Consider the following 15,415-nt stretch of genomic DNA (forward strand, 5'->3'; position numbering starts at 1 on the left):
GCTGAGAGACTGTTGATGCAAGTCTTGCAAACGGTCGTCGACGCGCTGCAACGCAACCCATGTGAGCACACTGATGCAGACAATCGCCAAAGACAGCAGGCCAAGCGCTGTCCAAAGTCGGCCACGCACGCTTCGCGGCAGCATCAAGTTACCTCTGCAACAAAGATATACCCCTGCCCGCGCCGAGTTTGCAGATGCACCGGTTTTGAAGGATTTTCCTCAATCTTGCGACGCAGTCTTAGGATGAGCACATCAATCGTTCGGTCGACATATTTCGTCAGGTCATTGCCTAGTTCAGACAGCAGTTCCACGCGGGTGATGATTTGGTTGGGCCGTTCCATGAAATATTCCAAAAGCCGGTATTCCGCATTTGTCAGAGAGATTTCCGTATCCGCGTCATCGAAAAGAGTGCGGCTCTTTTGATCGACTTTCAGACGCCCAAACCCGCGCTGCGATAGCTCTGATCCGACGGTCATAACAGCGTCCGCCTTGCCATAGCGGCGCAGAACAGCCCGGATTCGGGCCACCAGTTCGCGGGGGTTAAAGGGCTTGAGCAGGTAATCATCCGCGCCGACCTCTAGCCCGACAATCTTGTCGGTTTCATCGCCGCGGCCTGTGAGCATGACGATGGGCAGGTCGCTGGTCTTGCGAATATCCATGGCCAACGCGAGGCCGCTTTCATCGCGTAGCTGAAGGTCAATCAGAACCAGATCGAGTGAGACATCGCGCGCGGCCTCTCGGTACTCTGAAATGTTTGCCATCGGCACCGGATCGAACTGATTTTCGGCCAGCAAAGCCATGAGCGCGTCGCGCATTGACGCCTCATCATCCACGATACCGATCTTCAGTCGCGACACCTAGCGTCTCCTTCCCTTGGCCCCTTCTAGCACTAATGATGGGCATGCGTCGCAGGCTTAATTGTTTCGATTATTACAGCTTGGGGCAGGCGCTGTAACATTGTTAACGGGAAGAGGTCCTGCCTGTAGCTTTGTTCATAGAGCCTTCGTATCAATGAGCGAAACTACATCCTAACCCTTGTTGGCAGCCAAGCGCGGAGGAGCGCGAGGCGTGCAAAACTCTATGGGAGGAAAACATGAATAAACTTGGAATGATCTCACTGGCCGCGCTGATGGCATCTGGTGCCACGGCCTGGTCGGATGAGCTAAGTGTGGTGTGCAGCGCCGAGCAAGATTGGTGTGACCTGATGGTCGCCGCCTTTGAAGCAGAAAATCCGGACACCGACGTATTGATGGTGCGCAAATCGACCGGTGAAACTCTGGCGCAGATCCGCGCTGAGGCAGGCAACCCCAAGATCGACGTCTGGTGGGGTGGCACCGGTGACCCGCATCTAATCGCGGCCGAGGAAGGGCTGACGCAAGCCTCTGGCGTGGATACAAGTGAGCTGCTGGGCTGGGCCCAGAACATGGCCGAGATTTCCGAAGGCCGCACCGTGGGCATCTATGCAGGTGCTTTGGGCATCGCCTACAACACCGAAATTCTGGCGGATAAAGGCATTGCGCCACCGGAGTGCTGGGCCGATTTGGCCGACCCACGGTTTGAGGGCGAAATTCAGGTCGCGAACCCGAATTCATCGGGCACCGCTTACACCGAATTGGCAACTTTCGTGCAGCTTTTTGGGGAAGACGAAGCAATGGAGCGGCTGGCCGCAATTGGGGCCAACGTGAACTCTTACACCAAATCCGGCTCCGCTCCGACAAAGGCTGCGGCACGGGGCGAGACGGGTGTCTCTATCGGCTTCATGCACGACATGGTGAACCAAGCAGCCATAGGCTTCCCCCTTGCGATCGTCGCACCGTGTGAAGGCACCGGATATGAGGTCGGCGCTGTTTCGATCATCGAGGGCGCACGCAATTTTGAAGGTGCTCAGGCCTGGGTCGAGTTTGCGTTGCGGGCAGACATCCAATCCCGCGCGCCGGAAGTCGGATCGTTCCAGGTACCTTCAAACTCCAATGCGTCGGTGGCACCGCAATCCCCGGACCTCGCCTCGATCAAGCTGATCGACTACGACTTCGCGACCTACGGCTCGTCAGATACGCGCGAACGCCTGCTGGCTCGCTGGGACTCCGAAGTGGGCGACCCAAACCCCGAGCAATAATCCTCCCAGTCGGCCCCGCACGTTGCGGGACGGACGATGGATGCTCCGCCTGATAAGGCGGGGCATCCCCAATCTGCATGGACAATACGATGAAAAAGACAGTCCTTTTCTGGCTGGCCCTTGGGGTGTTCGGGTTTGTGTGCCTGCCTTGGCATATGACCGATGACGGTATTCTTGACGCTGGGTGGATGACGGACGGCATGGCCTCGACCGGGCTGTTTGCAAGCCTCGCGGGGCAATGGTGGCTGGCCCCAGTCGGCCTGGCGTTACTCGCCGCATTGGCCATTCAATTGAGCGTCGCGGACCCCGTGCGCCGCGCGCGACTGACCCTGGGGACGTCGGTCTTTGGATTGGCGCTGCTTGCCGTCCAGGGTTTGATCATCGTCCGCGCAGGGCCGCGTATCCTAGAGGCACTGCTGACATCTGAGACCATTTTGGCCGGGCAACCCGGCATGGGTGCAGGTGCTGCTGTTTGTGCGCTGTCGTTGCTGTTCATTGCCACGATCTCGATCTCTCAATCGGGCAAGGGGCAAGGCGACGCGTTTGTTGTCAGCACCATTGGTCTCATCGTGGCTCTTGTCGCGATTTTCGTCTTTTTCCCGGTCATCCACATCCTTGTCCGCGCCTTCGAGGTCGAGGGTGGCTACGCCCTGACCCAATTTTTCCCGCGGTTCTTTAGCAGCGACATCTGGGGGCTTGGCTGTCTTATGAGCGACCTGTCTTGTGGTGTTGGGATCAACTCCCTGTTTCTGGCGGTGATGACGGGGGCTGGAACAACGCTCCTTGGCCTCTCTTTCGCGCTGATTTTCACACGCACCGATTTTCGGGCGAAGAAGGTGCTTCGTGTTCTAACCGTCTTGCCCATCATAACACCGCCCTTTGTCATTGGCCTCGCGCTGATCCTTTTGTTCGGACGGGCCGGAACGGTGACTGAGTTTTTCGCCGACCTTCTGGGATGGGAGGCGACCCGTTGGCTCTATGGCTTTTGGGGCATCTATTTCGCACAGCTGTTGTCCTTCACCCCCATCGCGTTCCTCGTGCTGATTGGCGTCGTCCAAGGCGTGAGCCCGTCGATGGAGGAAGCCAGTCAGACCCTGGACGCCGACCGCTGGCAGACCTTCCGCTTCGTGTCCTTGCCATTGATGCGCCCTGGCCTTGCCAATGCCTTCCTGCTGGGCTTCATCGAAAGCTTGGCGGATTTCGGCAATCCGCTGGTTCTTGGCAGTGGCTACAACGTTCTGTCGACGGACATCTACTTTGCCATTGTAGGCGCCGTTGCTGACCCTGCCAAAGCCGCGATCCTCGCGATTGCGCTGCTGACGCTCACGCTGTCAGCCTTCATGGCGCAGCGCATGTGGCTCGGCAAAAAGTCTTATGCGACGATCACCGGCAAGGCGGACAGCGGCCAAAACGCAAGCCTTAACCCCGTCCTGAAATGGGTCTGCTACGGCACCGCTTTGCCATGGGCCGCGCTGACGCTGGTGGTCTATTCGATGATCATCTTTGGCAGCTTCGTAAAGCTCTGGGGCTACAACCACAGTTTCACGCTGGATCACTACATCCGCGCCTTCGGGATCGACTTCACAACCGGTCGTTGGACCGGGGTCGCTTGGGATAGCTACTTCACTACCCTTGCGATCTCGTCTGTGGCGGCCCCACTGACAGCTTTGGTCGGTCTGTCGACCGCCTATTTGCTGGTTCGGCAGAAATTCGTCGGGAAAGACGCATTTGAGTTCTCAACCATGCTTAGCTTTGCGATCCCCGGGACGGTGATTGGCGTCAGCTACATCATGGCGTTCAACTTCCCCCCGATTGAGCTGACCGGCACATCGATCATCCTGATCATCGTATTCGTCTTCCGCAACATGCCCGTGGGCGTGCGTGGTGGCATCGCCGCGATGAGCCAGCTCGATAAAAGCCTGGATGAGGCATCGATCACCTTGGGCGCCAACAGTTTCACGACCGTTCGCCGGGTGATCCTGCCCCTGATGGGTCCCGCCATTCTAGCCGCCCTCACCTACAGCTTCGTGCGGGCGATCACATCTGTCAGCGCGGTGATCTTCCTGGTCAGCGCCAAGCACAACATGGCGACATCCTTCATCGTGGGTCGGGTTGAAAACGGTGAGTTCGGTCTCGCGATTGCATACTCGGCGGTCCTGATCATCACGATGCTGGCCGCCATACTCATTCTGCAACTTTTGGTCGGAAGGCGCCGCCTGCGCCGCTCTGACCGCGTCCAACAGGCGTAAGGAAACAATCATGACACAGAAATCAGGCTCCGTCCGCTTTGAAGGCGTGGTGAAAAAATATGGAGAGGTCACGGCACTAAAGAAGCTCAACCTCTCCATAGCGCCGTGCAAACTCGTGACCCTTCTTGGCCCAAGCGGTTGCGGGAAGACGACAACCCTGCGGCTGATCGCAGGGTTAGAGATGGCAACCGAAGGCAGCATTCACATCGGTGGCGAGGACGTCACACACCTGACGGCGACCTACCGCAAAGTCTCGATGGTCTTCCAATCCTACGCTTTGTTCCCGCATATGACCGTGCGCGAAAATGTGGCTTACGGCCTGACGGTCAAATCAATCCCAAAGGCCGAAGCCGCGCAAAAGGCCGATGACGGGCTGGAACTGGTGGGCCTTGCAGGGTTTGGTGACAGGCTGCCCAGCGAACTTTCTGGTGGTCAGCAGCAACGCGTTGCTGTGGCACGGGCCATTGTCCTTGAACCGGAGGTCTTGTTGCTCGACGAACCCCTGTCGAACCTAGACGCCAAGCTGCGCCGCCATGTGCGCGAGGAAATCCGGCAAATCCAGCAACGCCTTGGCCTGACGGCCGTCTACGTGACCCACGATCAGGAAGAAGCTATGGCTGTCTCGGACGACATCATCGTGATGAACAACGCCGAGATTGCCCAGATCGGCACACCGGGTGACCTTTATGAGGCCCCCAAGTCGGCGTTCATCGCAGACTTTATCGGGGATGCAAACCTTGTGCCATGCGAGGTGGAGGCGTCCACCGACGGACTGGCGACCGCTATCTTGAACGGTCGAAAGTTGAATGTCCCAAACAGCGGCATTCCGAAGGGAACCGCACAGATGGTCCTTAGGCCACATGCACTGAGGCTCACCGAACCAGGAACACCGGGACTGGAGGGCCAGATCAGCTATGCCGCCTATCTGGGCAAGGAAATGCAATACACGGTCGACACCCCCGTAGGCTCACTCTTCATTATCACACCTGTTCAAGCCAGTCCCTTTGGGCAAGGGGACAGCGTGTCTGTCGGGATCATCGAAGAGCAGGCCCGCCTTGTCTCTGCCTGATCAGATTTTGCAATCGGTGTTCCACCATCAAGGACAGACACGGCGCTGTCTGTCGGAAGACTGGCTGACGCTCTTTGAGGCCGAAGGCTTTACCGCCGCGATTTTTGATTGCGACGGAACGCTGGTCGACAGCAAGCAAGCCCATTTAAAGGCGATGCAATCCGCAGCTCAGGAGCAGGGCCAGGTAATGGCACCGAACTGGTATGCCACGCGCACTGGCCTGGACCGGCAAACCCTCTTTAACGAATTCCAGAAAATGGTGACGTGCAGCTTTGACGTGGAACGCGCCATCGCCACCAGCATTGATCGTTTCGACGGATTTTCGGAGCTGATCAGACCGATGCCGGCAGTTTTAACGTTCGCGGGTGCTTTGCGCCGACTAGGCATCCCGCTGGCCGTAGCGACAAATGCTGAACGTCGCGTGGTGAATGCTTCATTGTCGGCGGTGCAAGCAACAGCGCTATTTGATCACATCGTCAGCATTTCGGACGAAGTCCGTCCAAAGCCTTCGCCCGAGATGTTCGAACGGGCAGCGTTTCTCTTGGGTCAACCGCCCAACAAAACGTTCGTCATCGAAGACTCACCGCAAGGTATCCAAGCGTCAATCTCTGCCAACATGAGCGCGATACAGCTATTGGATAACTGAATGTTGCTGCAACACCAAGGCTAGGCTCCATCGTAAAGTCCGCTCTCCCTTTTCCGTGTAGAGCTTCGTTTATCCGTACCATCGAAGCCCACCTAGTTTTAGATGATATGCTCTGCAGGACAGCACTGGGTTGTCGTTGTGGGCGGGCATGGCGGATTGGAGGATCAGTCATGGAAACACCAAACTTACCAGCCATTCGAGCACTACGCCCTGCATGGAACAAAGGCCGCATCGTCGGCCAGAAACGCCCGCTCAAGCCCAAACACGTCTGGGCGATCCGAGTCCGACTCGAACTGGCCGAGAACCATCGCGACCTGGCGCTGTTCAACATGGCAATAGACAGCAAGCTGAGAGGCTGTGACCTCATAAAGATGAAAGTCGTCGACGTCATGGCATCTGGTCAGATCAAAGAACGGGCATCGGTTCTGCAAAGCAAAACCCAGAAACCTGTTCGCTTCGAGATTTCTGAAGGCACGCGTGCTTCAGTCGAGAAATGGATGGAAGACGAGCTTATGGTCGGGTCTGAGTATCTATGGCCCGGACGCTTCCATGAGCGCCTGCACATTTCCACCCGACAATATGCGCGTATCGTGAGAGACTGGGTAATTTCTATCGGCCTTGAAGCGAGCGCGTATGGTACTCACTCGATGCGGCGAACCAAGGTGACCCAAATCTACAAGAAGACAGGTAACCTGCGGGCAGTTCAGCTCCTACTTGGCCATACCAAAATGGACAGCACGGTACGGTATCTTGGGGTCGAACTCGAAGATGCTTTAGCTATCGCAGAAGCGATTGAAATCTAACCAACAGGGTCGCTTTCATTGGCGGCCCATACCGGTCATTCAGCACGGCATCGAAACTCTGCAGGTGCAGCCCGCTTTGCTGCCATTCGCTGCAAATGCAAAATCTCGACGTCTGCGAATTCACAGGATGCTGACAAAGCTGTCGTCTCAACAAGGATTGCAAATCTAACATTAATGTCAGATAATGGCTCCACCAGCTATGAAGACGCAGTGGGAGGAACCAAGACAATGCGCAGAAAAACACGACTGAAGCACCTAGCAGAGAAAGTACAAAACGGCGAGCGTATCGTCGGCATGGAGTGTCATGACACTCCAAGTGCGATCATGGCTGAAGAACTGGGCATGGACCTTCTGTGCTGCGGCAGTCCGGGACCCATGGGGCTTATGGGCCATCCATCCATGGCAACGGTAGACTTCGAAGAACAACTCTACATGCTTGAAGGCGTTCTAAGGGGTGCTTCATCCCCGTTCATCATCTGCAATATGCCAAACACCACAGCCTGTATCTCGATTGAAGAGTCGGTACGCAATGCAGCAAAGGTCGTGAAGCTTGGTGCAGATGGCGTCCATATCGAACCATCCCTTGGTACGGTAGATCACATTCGGGCAATCGTAGACGCGGGGATACCTGTTGTCGGTCACTTCGGGGTTCAGGGTGAACGCGCTGTCATGAACTCTGGCCATTCACCAGCAGGACGAACTGCGGAAGAAGCAGCCAAGATTGTCGAACTGGTGAAGGCTTCCATTGACGCTGGTATCTTTGCGGCCCTCTTTGAGCATACATCTGTAGAGCTTACCAAGTGGTGCTATGAAAACTTACCAGTGGCGGTAGCCAGTCTTGGGTCTGGCCCCCATGCGCACGGGATATTCCATGTATCAAGCGATATCATCGGGTGCTCGGTCTTTCCCATCCCGCCCAAGCGCGAGGTTTTTGGTGATGTTTGGGGCGAGATGCAGCGCGCCTACGCCGCCTACTTCGCCGCCGCGACGAATGGGCAGTTTCCCAAACCTGAACTAAGCCATGCGATGCATGAGGGCGAGCATCAAAAGTTTCTCGCAACGATCAGCTAAGATATGGATTATACCATGCAGCGAGGCCCCGCAGAGTTCTTGCGGTGGCTTGCTGCTCTCCCATTCAAACGTGACCTGTGTGTGGAATGCGGCGCCGGTACCGCAGAACTCGCCGCCTACCTGCAGCCTGTGTTCAACCAGGTGATCGCCACCGATGCTGCGCCACCATCCAGATCGCAGCAATACTTCCCCGTACAACGTTGCCTTGCGGAAGCGTTACCATTCTCAGCAAGCAGTATAGACCTTTTGTTTTCCATGCAGGCTGCGCACAACTTTAATATTCAAAAGCATAGTCAAGAGGTGAAAAGGGTCCTGCAGCCCGGCGGGGTTTTCGGGATCTTTTCCTGGGGAGAAGCAGAGTTGCCCGATCAGGTCAATCAGGCCTATGCGCCTGTTTTTGAGGCGGTTTCCCCATTCTGGGAGACTGAGCGAAACTGGGTTGTCAGTGGATATGAGGGATTCAGTTTCCCGGGTCTACGCATAGAAATCCCTCAGTTCCATCTCACAAAATGGTTTACACCAGAAGGTTTTGAGACCGAAATGGCATCATGGTCTGCGGTCCAGGCGGCCTCCAGGTGTGGCATCGAGTTTCCAGAACCACGCCTTGCGTCTTGGGGCTTGCACGAAAACACAAAATTTGAATGCCGATGGCGCATTGTTGGTCAGGTGTTTCGCTATTAGCTATTTCCAGACCATCGCGGCCACCGAATTGTGGTGGACCACATCATTCATCGGGCAATCCGGGCAAGTCTCTGGAGCCGGGACGTTCTTGCAACCTTGACACTTACCGACGGTCTTGGATGCTTCGACAATTTCAGACCTGAGTTCCAAAGCCTGTTGCGCTTTTTCCGAGAGCAATTCGGCAAGGTTGTCCAACAACTCCCCGACAGAAGATGCAGACTCTTCACCTGTCTGATGTTTCAAGCGCTCTTGTGCTATTTCCGAGAGGCTATCCAAACCGATGTCCAGCAGTCGCAACCGATGAATCAAGCGCGCAACCGACAAGTCGGCATCGCTATAAAGTCGCGTACCCTTCGCCGACTTTGTTGGTGCAATGATCCCAAGACTCTCATAATGGCGCAGCATTCGCTCCGTCAAACCAGATTTCTCAACAATTTCACCGATTTTCATAACGACTCATCTCGTGAACTTGGTCTTGTTTATCTAACATAGCGTCAGAAAACCAGAGCCCTTGCGGCTTCAATGAGTTGCGTAACTTTGGGCTCAAGCGCTGACCTTGGAGCAGACGCAGCAATTGACCCTGCCCCGCTTGCCACGGCCCGATCCAGCCGTTCACGAACGTGTCCGACGCTGCACTACAGCCATTCCCCGAAGAAGACATTGCCGGACTGCCCCGCACTTTGGGTGTTCTTGGTCGTTCCAAGTTTAGTGTTTGAGTATCATCGGCCCTTGTCCCTAAAGCGGACCTGCATCCATATCCCAATAAGGTGCGTCGTGCCCGATGCGTTCCACGACGAAATCCAAAAACGCGCGAACTTTCGCTGGCATGTGCTTTCGTTCGGGGAAGACTGCGTACAGCGCCTGTTCAGGCAGGCGATATTCGGGCAGCACCCTGACCAGACGGCCACTGGTCAAGTGGGCTCCTGCAATAAAGGTCGGCAGGCGACCGATACCAAGACCGTCAAGCAGCACGGTGCACAGGGCTTCACTGTTGTTCACGCGCAGAACACCGGATGTCTGAACGCGCACGTCACCCGCGGGCCCGGCTAAGCGCCATTCCGAAGGGTCGCGCGAATAGGCGTAGTGAAGGCAGGAATGCGCCAGAAGATCCTCGGGTGTTTCTGGCGTTCCGAACTTCGCAAGATAGACCGGCGAGGCGACGATCACGCTGTGGATCGGGGCGAGTTTGCGTGCGATCAGAGCCGAGTTCGGCAACGTTCCGGCGCGTAAGGCCACGTCGATGCCCCCTTCGACGAGATCGACAAATTTGTCATCCATTGTCAGATCAATTCTAATCCCCGGATATTGCCTGAGGAATGCAGCAATCAGAGGCGCAACATGCAGTTGACCAAAGGACATGGGTGTACTGAGCCTTAGTAATCCAACCGGTTGCCCCTGCAACGCCGCAACTGCGTCTTCGGCGTCCTGCGCTGCGCCAAGCGCCTGCTCCGCGTGGGCCAGATAGATTTCTCCCGCCTCGGTAAGGGAAATGGACCGCGTCGACCGATGAAAAAGCTGCGTTCCCAGATGTGCCTCCAGTACACCGATCCGCTTGCTGACCGCTGATTTTGTAAGACCCAGATGCCGCGCGGCGGCTGCGAACCCGCCATGGTCCGCCACGGCAACAAAGACGGGGATTGCGCCAATTTCAGTCATGTTTTGCGATCCTTTGGGCGAATTATTCTCACCTATAAGTTTCAAATTCACACGATTATCATCAAATAGAAAGCCTAATAGTTATCTGCATGTCCTGTTAACGCCTGAGGCTGCCATGCCCAAGATGCTTATCAACGGAGTTCTGCGTGACAGACCGCTCGCCTCGGACGGTCGTTTTCACCGCCTGCAAAGCCCACTCACGAGCCACATCAGCGCGTATCCGGACGCCCTGTATCCGAACACGCCCGGCCGGTACCACCTGTACTTGTCCAAAGCCTGCCCCTGGTGCCATGGCGTTGATCTGGTTCTGGCTGTGAAAGGCCTACGCAATGCGTTCAGCATCACATGGATGGACCCGGTCATGTCGGAAAACGGCTGGGTCATCGACCAGACGCTGTTCAACGATCAAAGCGGTGTAGAACGCACCCGCTTCCTTTACGAAGTCTATCAGCACGCCAAGCCGGATTACACGGGTCCGATCAGCGTGCCTGTGCTACTGGACAAGGTTACGGGCCGGATCGTCAGCACCGAATCGGCCGAGATCATGCGCATGCTTCAGACGGCGTTTCCCGATGCCGCAGGACCCGATCTCCGCCCGTCCCATCTTTGCGATGATATCGACCGGATCGCCCAACAAATTCAGTCACCGATCCGCGAAGGCGCCTATCGCGCCGGGTTTGCAACCAGCCAAATCGCATATGGCGAGGCCGCAACGGCGCTCTTTGCCTGTCTCGGCGCGATTGAAGAAACGCTTGGCCAACGCCGGTTTCTGGCTGGTGACGTGCTGACAGAGGTTGATCTGAAGCTGTTTCCGACACTTCTGCGGTTTGACCCGGTCTATGTGACCCACTTCAAGACCGACTACAAACGCATCAGCGACTATGTCGCCCTGCCCCGCTATCTGGTCGACATCATGGGGTTGCCGGGCGTGGCCGACACTGTGGACATGGCCCATATCCGTCAGCATTATTTCCTCAGCCATCGGCACATCAACCCCAGCGGAATTATCCCGATCGGCCCGGCTTCTCTGCGCACAGCCGATATGCCGGAAATGGGAGCCGCGTGATGCCTGATATTGTTAGAAGATCCCCTGTATCCGCGCTGATCATGGCCATCGGTGTCCTGGTGGGGGTCAGTTTCACTTTGTCCAAATTCGTCTCGATAGCGGGAATATCTGCTCTGACCGCTTTGTTCTGGCAGGTTTTGCTGGCAAGCATCGTGCTGTTGGCGTTGTGTTTGCTGCCGAAGAAGCGCGTGGCGCTCAACACGCGGCACATCCCCTATTATGTCGGTGCCGGAGTTTTCGGTGTCAGCGGCCCCGCTGTGATCGGGTTTCTGGTGCTGGAGCACGTGAGCCTTGGGTTCTATTCCGCCCTCGTCACGCTGTCACCGCTGTTTACCTTTGCAATAACGGCACTGATCGCGCGCAGGATGCTGCTGTTGCACCGCCTGGTTGGTATTCTGATCGGCCTTGCAGGGGTCAGCCTTGCCACCATGGGTGGATTTGACCTGTCGGGTGTCGAGCCGGCGTGGATTGCCCTGTCGCTTTTGGGGCCCTTGTTTCTGGCTTGCGGCAACGTCTTTCGCAGCTATGCCTACCCGCCCGGCGGCGATCCGTTGGAGCTGGCGACCGGAACGCTTCTGTCACAGCTGTTGCTGATTTCCGCTCTGTTACTGGGACGCGGCACCACAATCAGCGACGTCTCGGTGCCCCCTGCCCTGCTTGGCGCAATCTTCGGCATCGGATCCATCACCGCGCTCAGCTATGCGCTGACCTTCGAAGTGCAGCGGCGCACGGATGGCGTTGGGTTCGCGCAAGTCGGCTATTTTGCCACGCTTTCCGGCATCGCAATCGGGGCAATTGTCTTTCGCGAGCCTCTTGGCCTCGGACTGCTGGGGTCCCTCGCAATCCTGTTCCTTGGGCTAGCCGTCACCAACGGCCACCTGAAACTCCCGCCGATCCTGCACCGACGGTCACAGGCTAACCAGACTTAGACCCACCGATAACTTTCAAACCGAAAAGGAAACCAAAACATGCAAATCACGGCCCCCACCACAGCGGCCCACGCGCCCCGGATCGCATCCCTTTATACCGCGGTTGACGCGCTCGACGAAGCCGGCGTTGTCGAGCATGTCACCGAAGACGTCCAATTCCAGCTTGGCAATTTCGAACAGATTGACGGGCGCACAGCCGTGCAAGCCGCGAACGCGGATTTCTTTGCCACGATCCAGGGTATGCAACATACCATCACCGGCATCTGGTCCAGCGGCGATACCGCGTTCTGCGACGGCACCGTTCACTACACGCGCAAGGACCAAAGCACGCACGACGTGCACTTTGCTGCACGGTTCAACTTTCGCGAGGACAGGATCGCGGATTACCGGGTGTATGTGGATATCTCGGGTCTTTGAAGCCTGTGGCCAAGGCGGCGCGCGTTGCCTGCCGCTCTGGCCGACACGGGCAGAAACGGCCATAATTGCGATCCAGCTTCGGAAGAGGGTTCGATGACCGATCGCAGCATTCTGGAACAGCTCATGACGATGTCCGACGACGTCTGGGATCGGCACACCAACCCGTGGAGCGGCTGGAGCCGCCTGAGCATCCCGCCCCTGTTCATTCTGGCCGTCTGGAGCCGGGTTTGGCTGGGCTGGTGGTGCCTTGTTCCGATCGTTGTTGTTGTCTTCTGGACATGGTGGAACCCGCGCGCCTTCCGCAAAACGGGCAATCCGGATAACTGGATGTCCAAAGGTGTGCTTGGGGAACGGATCTGGCTTGCGCGCGCGAAATCGCCGATCCCTGCAAGGCACCGCCAGATGCCTCTTGTTCTGGCCGCAGTCAGCGCGGTCGGTATCGGCCCCTTGGTCTGGGGGCTTTGGCAGCTTCAAATCTGGCCGACGCTTCTGGGGTTGCTGCTGGTTATGGGTGGCAAGCTGTGGTTTCTGGACCGCATGGTCTGGCTGTTTGAAGACACCCGGGCGGAGGGCAAGGCAAATAGCGGCGTAGCCAGGTGAAAACAGAAGGCAGGAGCATCAGATGCCCCTGCAATTCCGGGTCCGCCAGGGCACGCTTAAGTTTGTAGGCCCTCATGCACCGAGGACCGTTGCGAAAACCCTAATGACATCAGGGACACACCGGCGAATACCAGATTCAGGCCGGCAAGAACCCCCAGCATAACCAGGGACGAGCCGTTGACGACACCGGTCAGGATCAGGCCGCCAAGCAGGATGGCCAGCGCGCCGGACGCAATCATAAACGCCATAGGCCGTTCCTGACGCGACCGAATAGCGATCACGATCCGCAACACGCCTTCGGCCAGAAAAACCGTGCCAAGCGCAAGGGTCAGTGCCAGAACGCCGCCGAACGGATCAAGCAACAGGACGAGACCCGCGATCGCGTTCAGAACACCGATGGCCAATAGCCAAAAGAACCCTTTCCACGCCCTTTCCGCAAATGCCTGAATCGCTGCGACGACGCCTCCAACCAGCAGGGCCACGCCGATAAAGGCCTCGACAGCGAGCGTGGACATCAGCGGGAAGGCAATGGCGCACAACCCGACGCAGAGTATGGACACGCCAAGCACGATCAGCCAGACCGGTCGCGGCTGCCAACCGGCGGCCTCTTCCATCAGGGTGGGTTTCGGTGCGGTATCAGTAACTGAATCAGTCATTTCGACCTCCGGAATCAGGGCTCAGGCAACCGACTTGTCGAGGTGATCGCGATAGGCGGCAACTGCTGCGTGCAGAGCCTCCCAATGGTTCTTCGCCTGATCATGCGCGTCCGTCACGGCGTCTTCACCTTCTTTCTGGATGCGGTCGGCAAGGTCGGTGACCTTGTCTTTTGCTTCCTGCAGGTCGGATTGCAGCTTTGTCACCTGTTCCTGGGTCCACTTGTCGGTCGCGTCGCCTGCGTCCTTGACCTTCTGTTCGAACGATTTCAGCTCGTCCTCGACACGGGCATAATCGTCTTTGGCTTTCTGTACGAATTCAGAAAATGTTGTCATGGTTCAGTCCTTTCATGGGTCATATGTTTGCTGGGCCCGTTTGAGCGCCATGACCCGGACCCTCGCAAATCCCCGGCCGGCGTCCGAGTGAGTCACGGTTAAACCGCCGGGTTGTCTTGTGACGCGGCCCGTCATCGGACAAAGTTGAGCAACGGAGGGAAACATGCTTGCCGAAGTAAGCTCTGCAATAGATCCGCGCGCCATTCAGGAACAGTTGAAGCGCATCCTCGTCAGTCCGCATTTTGCGGATACCACGCGCCTGAACCGCTTTCTGTCGCATATTGTCGGCGAAGCGCTGGCCGGCCGGTCCGAGACGCTGAAAGGCTATGCAATCGGCATTGACGTATTCGACAAACCCGAGGATTTCGACCCCACCATCGACACGATTGTCCGGGTTCAGGCCAATAAAATGCGCAGTCGGCTGGATCTTTACTACGCGCAGGAAGGGCGCGAAGACCCAGTTCGAATTCATATTCCCAAGGGTTCCTACGCCCCGGTTTTTGAGATCGCATTTGACCCCGAACGCCGGACCGATGCCGAAACACCCGACGTGGCAACAGGTCGGGTTGCGGTTGCGGTGATGCCCTTTGACAACCTGAGTGGAGACCCCTCGCAGGAATATCTGGCCGACGGGTTTACCGAGGAAATCATCTCGGCCATCGCCCGGTTTCGCGAGGTGAGCGTGCTGTCCCGGCACGTCACCTTTCGCTTTCGCGGGCGCGGCCGCGATCCGCGCGCAGTCGGAAGCGAACTGGATGTGCAGTATCTGGTTGAAGGCAGCGTGCGTCATTGGGGCAATAAGCTGCGCGTGACCGCCCAGCTGATTGACGCGGAAACCGGCCAACAGGTTTCCGCCGACACCTATGACCGCGACCTGAGCGCGGACAGCCTGTTTGAAATTCAGGACGACATCGCCGCCCGGATCGCCACGGAAATCGCGGAACCCCACGGAGTGATCCATCGAACAGGTGCAGTGCAGCGCAGGGCACAGACGCACACGCTGGATGCCTATCAGTGCAGGTTACTGGCCACCGAATACTGGCGTGAACCCACGGCCAAAAAACACAAGAAGGTTCGCGACCTGTTGGAGCGCGCCGTTGAGATCGATCCTGAATATGCCGGG

At 57.2% G+C, this 15,415-nt stretch carries 16 protein-coding genes and 1 pseudogene; 12 read left to right on the plus strand and 5 right to left on the minus strand.

What is annotated here, in order from left to right; translation table 11 throughout:
* Positions 1–143: 143 nt before the first annotated feature.
* Positions 144–857, minus strand: a complete 714-nt coding sequence (locus ACR0EL_RS17560) for a response regulator (protein WP_480501363.1) — start codon at positions 855–857, stop codon at positions 144–146.
* 236 nt (positions 858–1,093) lie between these two features.
* On the opposite strand from ACR0EL_RS17560, the gene ACR0EL_RS17565 reads away from it, so the two are divergent.
* From ACR0EL_RS17565 to ACR0EL_RS17595, 7 genes are all read left to right on the plus strand, one after another.
* Positions 1,094–2,116, plus strand: coding sequence for an ABC transporter substrate-binding protein (locus ACR0EL_RS17565; RefSeq protein ID WP_480501364.1), 1,023 nt, complete (start codon positions 1,094–1,096; stop codon positions 2,114–2,116).
* 89 nt (positions 2,117–2,205) lie between these two features.
* Positions 2,206–4,365, plus strand: a complete 2,160-nt coding sequence (locus ACR0EL_RS17570) for an ABC transporter permease (protein ID WP_480501365.1) — start codon at positions 2,206–2,208, stop codon at positions 4,363–4,365.
* 10 nt (positions 4,366–4,375) lie between these two features.
* Positions 4,376–5,434 carry an ABC transporter ATP-binding protein gene (locus ACR0EL_RS17575; RefSeq protein WP_480501366.1) on the plus strand — a complete coding sequence of 353 codons (1,059 nt, stop codon included), beginning with the start codon at positions 4,376–4,378 and terminating at the stop codon, positions 5,432–5,434.
* 16 nt (positions 5,435–5,450) lie between these two features.
* Positions 5,451–6,080, plus strand: coding sequence for an HAD family hydrolase (locus ACR0EL_RS17580; RefSeq protein ID WP_480501378.1), 630 nt, complete (start codon positions 5,451–5,453; stop codon positions 6,078–6,080).
* A gap of 170 nt (positions 6,081–6,250) precedes the next feature.
* Positions 6,251–6,883: a tyrosine-type recombinase/integrase gene (locus ACR0EL_RS17585; RefSeq protein ID WP_480501367.1), complete on the plus strand. Its 633-nt coding sequence runs from the start codon at positions 6,251–6,253 to the stop codon at positions 6,881–6,883.
* 228 nt (positions 6,884–7,111) lie between these two features.
* Positions 7,112–7,954, plus strand: coding sequence for a 3-methyl-2-oxobutanoate hydroxymethyltransferase (locus ACR0EL_RS17590; protein ID WP_480501368.1), 843 nt, complete (start codon positions 7,112–7,114; stop codon positions 7,952–7,954).
* A 3-nt stretch (positions 7,955–7,957) separates the two neighbouring features.
* Entirely contained in the window at positions 7,958–8,635 is a 678-nt protein-coding gene (locus tag ACR0EL_RS17595) for a class I SAM-dependent methyltransferase (protein ID WP_480501369.1), read from the plus strand.
* Here ACR0EL_RS17595 and ACR0EL_RS17600 read toward each other — a convergent pair whose 3' ends face one another.
* Together ACR0EL_RS17600 and ACR0EL_RS17605 are read right to left on the minus strand one after the other, a co-directional pair.
* On the minus strand, positions 8,636–9,085 hold the full coding sequence (locus tag ACR0EL_RS17600; RefSeq protein ID WP_480501370.1) for a MerR family transcriptional regulator: 450 nt from the start codon (positions 9,083–9,085) through the stop codon (positions 8,636–8,638).
* Between the two features lie 285 nt (positions 9,086–9,370).
* Positions 9,371–10,291, minus strand: a complete 921-nt coding sequence (locus ACR0EL_RS17605) for a LysR family transcriptional regulator (RefSeq protein WP_480501371.1) — start codon at positions 10,289–10,291, stop codon at positions 9,371–9,373.
* A 115-nt stretch (positions 10,292–10,406) separates the two neighbouring features.
* Here ACR0EL_RS17605 and ACR0EL_RS17610 point away from each other — a divergent pair, with 115 nt between their 5' ends.
* The 4 genes from ACR0EL_RS17610 to ACR0EL_RS17625 all read left to right on the plus strand — a co-directional run bounded on the left by ACR0EL_RS17610 (position 10,407) and on the right by ACR0EL_RS17625 (position 13,303).
* Positions 10,407–11,357 carry a glutathione S-transferase family protein gene (locus ACR0EL_RS17610; RefSeq protein ID WP_480501372.1) on the plus strand — a complete coding sequence of 317 codons (951 nt, stop codon included), beginning with the start codon at positions 10,407–10,409 and terminating at the stop codon, positions 11,355–11,357.
* Complete coding sequence (locus tag ACR0EL_RS17615) at positions 11,357–12,286, plus strand: DMT family transporter (protein WP_480501373.1); 930 nt, start codon at positions 11,357–11,359, stop codon at positions 12,284–12,286. The genes ACR0EL_RS17610 and ACR0EL_RS17615 overlap by 1 nt, the downstream gene beginning before the upstream one ends.
* 39 nt (positions 12,287–12,325) lie before the next feature.
* Complete coding sequence (locus tag ACR0EL_RS17620) at positions 12,326–12,703, plus strand: nuclear transport factor 2 family protein (RefSeq protein ID WP_480501374.1); 378 nt, start codon at positions 12,326–12,328, stop codon at positions 12,701–12,703.
* A gap of 93 nt (positions 12,704–12,796) precedes the next feature.
* Positions 12,797–13,303 (plus strand): DUF6653 family protein, encoded by a 507-nt coding sequence (locus ACR0EL_RS17625; protein ID WP_480501375.1) that lies wholly within the window; start codon positions 12,797–12,799, stop codon positions 13,301–13,303.
* Between the two features lie 56 nt (positions 13,304–13,359).
* Here the strand turns inward: ACR0EL_RS17625 and ACR0EL_RS17630 are convergent, their stop codons facing one another.
* Together ACR0EL_RS17630 and ACR0EL_RS17635 are read right to left on the minus strand one after the other, a co-directional pair.
* Positions 13,360–13,959, minus strand: coding sequence for an HdeD family acid-resistance protein (locus ACR0EL_RS17630; RefSeq protein WP_480501376.1), 600 nt, complete (start codon positions 13,957–13,959; stop codon positions 13,360–13,362).
* A 21-nt stretch (positions 13,960–13,980) separates the two neighbouring features.
* A complete protein-coding gene (locus tag ACR0EL_RS17635) occupies positions 13,981–14,292 on the minus strand; it encodes a hypothetical protein (RefSeq protein ID WP_170347612.1) in 312 nt (103 codons plus the stop codon).
* 163 nt (positions 14,293–14,455) lie between these two features.
* Here ACR0EL_RS17635 and ACR0EL_RS17640 point away from each other — a divergent pair.
* Positions 14,456–15,415, plus strand: a pseudogene (locus ACR0EL_RS17640) (hypothetical protein); the annotation flags it as partial.

This window comes from Ruegeria sp. AH12, from assembly GCF_056541465.1.

What these genes read in the sequence shown, in the direction of transcription:
- ACR0EL_RS17565 (WP_480501364.1), top strand. Translation starts at nt 1,094, where the DNA reads ATGAATAAACTTGGAATGATCTCACTGGCCGCGCTGATGGCATCTGGT.
- ACR0EL_RS17570 (WP_480501365.1), top strand. Translation starts at nt 2,206, where the DNA reads ATGAAAAAGACAGTCCTTTTCTGGCTGGCCCTTGGGGTGTTCGGGTTT.
- ACR0EL_RS17575 (WP_480501366.1), top strand. Translation starts at nt 4,376, where the DNA reads ATGACACAGAAATCAGGCTCCGTCCGCTTTGAAGGCGTGGTGAAAAAA.
- ACR0EL_RS17585 (WP_480501367.1), top strand. Translation starts at nt 6,251, where the DNA reads ATGGAAACACCAAACTTACCAGCCATTCGAGCACTACGCCCTGCATGG.
- ACR0EL_RS17590 (WP_480501368.1), top strand. Translation starts at nt 7,112, where the DNA reads ATGCGCAGAAAAACACGACTGAAGCACCTAGCAGAGAAAGTACAAAAC.
- ACR0EL_RS17595 (WP_480501369.1), top strand. Translation starts at nt 7,958, where the DNA reads ATGGATTATACCATGCAGCGAGGCCCCGCAGAGTTCTTGCGGTGGCTT.
- ACR0EL_RS17600 (WP_480501370.1), bottom strand. Translation starts at nt 9,085, where the DNA reads ATGAAAATCGGTGAAATTGTTGAGAAATCTGGTTTGACGGAGCGAATG.
- ACR0EL_RS17605 (WP_480501371.1), bottom strand. Translation starts at nt 10,291, where the DNA reads ATGACTGAAATTGGCGCAATCCCCGTCTTTGTTGCCGTGGCGGACCAT.
- ACR0EL_RS17610 (WP_480501372.1), top strand. Translation starts at nt 10,407, where the DNA reads ATGCCCAAGATGCTTATCAACGGAGTTCTGCGTGACAGACCGCTCGCC.
- ACR0EL_RS17615 (WP_480501373.1), top strand. Translation starts at nt 11,357, where the DNA reads ATGCCTGATATTGTTAGAAGATCCCCTGTATCCGCGCTGATCATGGCC.
- ACR0EL_RS17620 (WP_480501374.1), top strand. Translation starts at nt 12,326, where the DNA reads ATGCAAATCACGGCCCCCACCACAGCGGCCCACGCGCCCCGGATCGCA.
- ACR0EL_RS17625 (WP_480501375.1), top strand. Translation starts at nt 12,797, where the DNA reads ATGACCGATCGCAGCATTCTGGAACAGCTCATGACGATGTCCGACGAC.
- ACR0EL_RS17630 (WP_480501376.1), bottom strand. Translation starts at nt 13,959, where the DNA reads ATGACTGATTCAGTTACTGATACCGCACCGAAACCCACCCTGATGGAA.
- ACR0EL_RS17635 (WP_170347612.1), bottom strand. Translation starts at nt 14,292, where the DNA reads ATGACAACATTTTCTGAATTCGTACAGAAAGCCAAAGACGATTATGCC.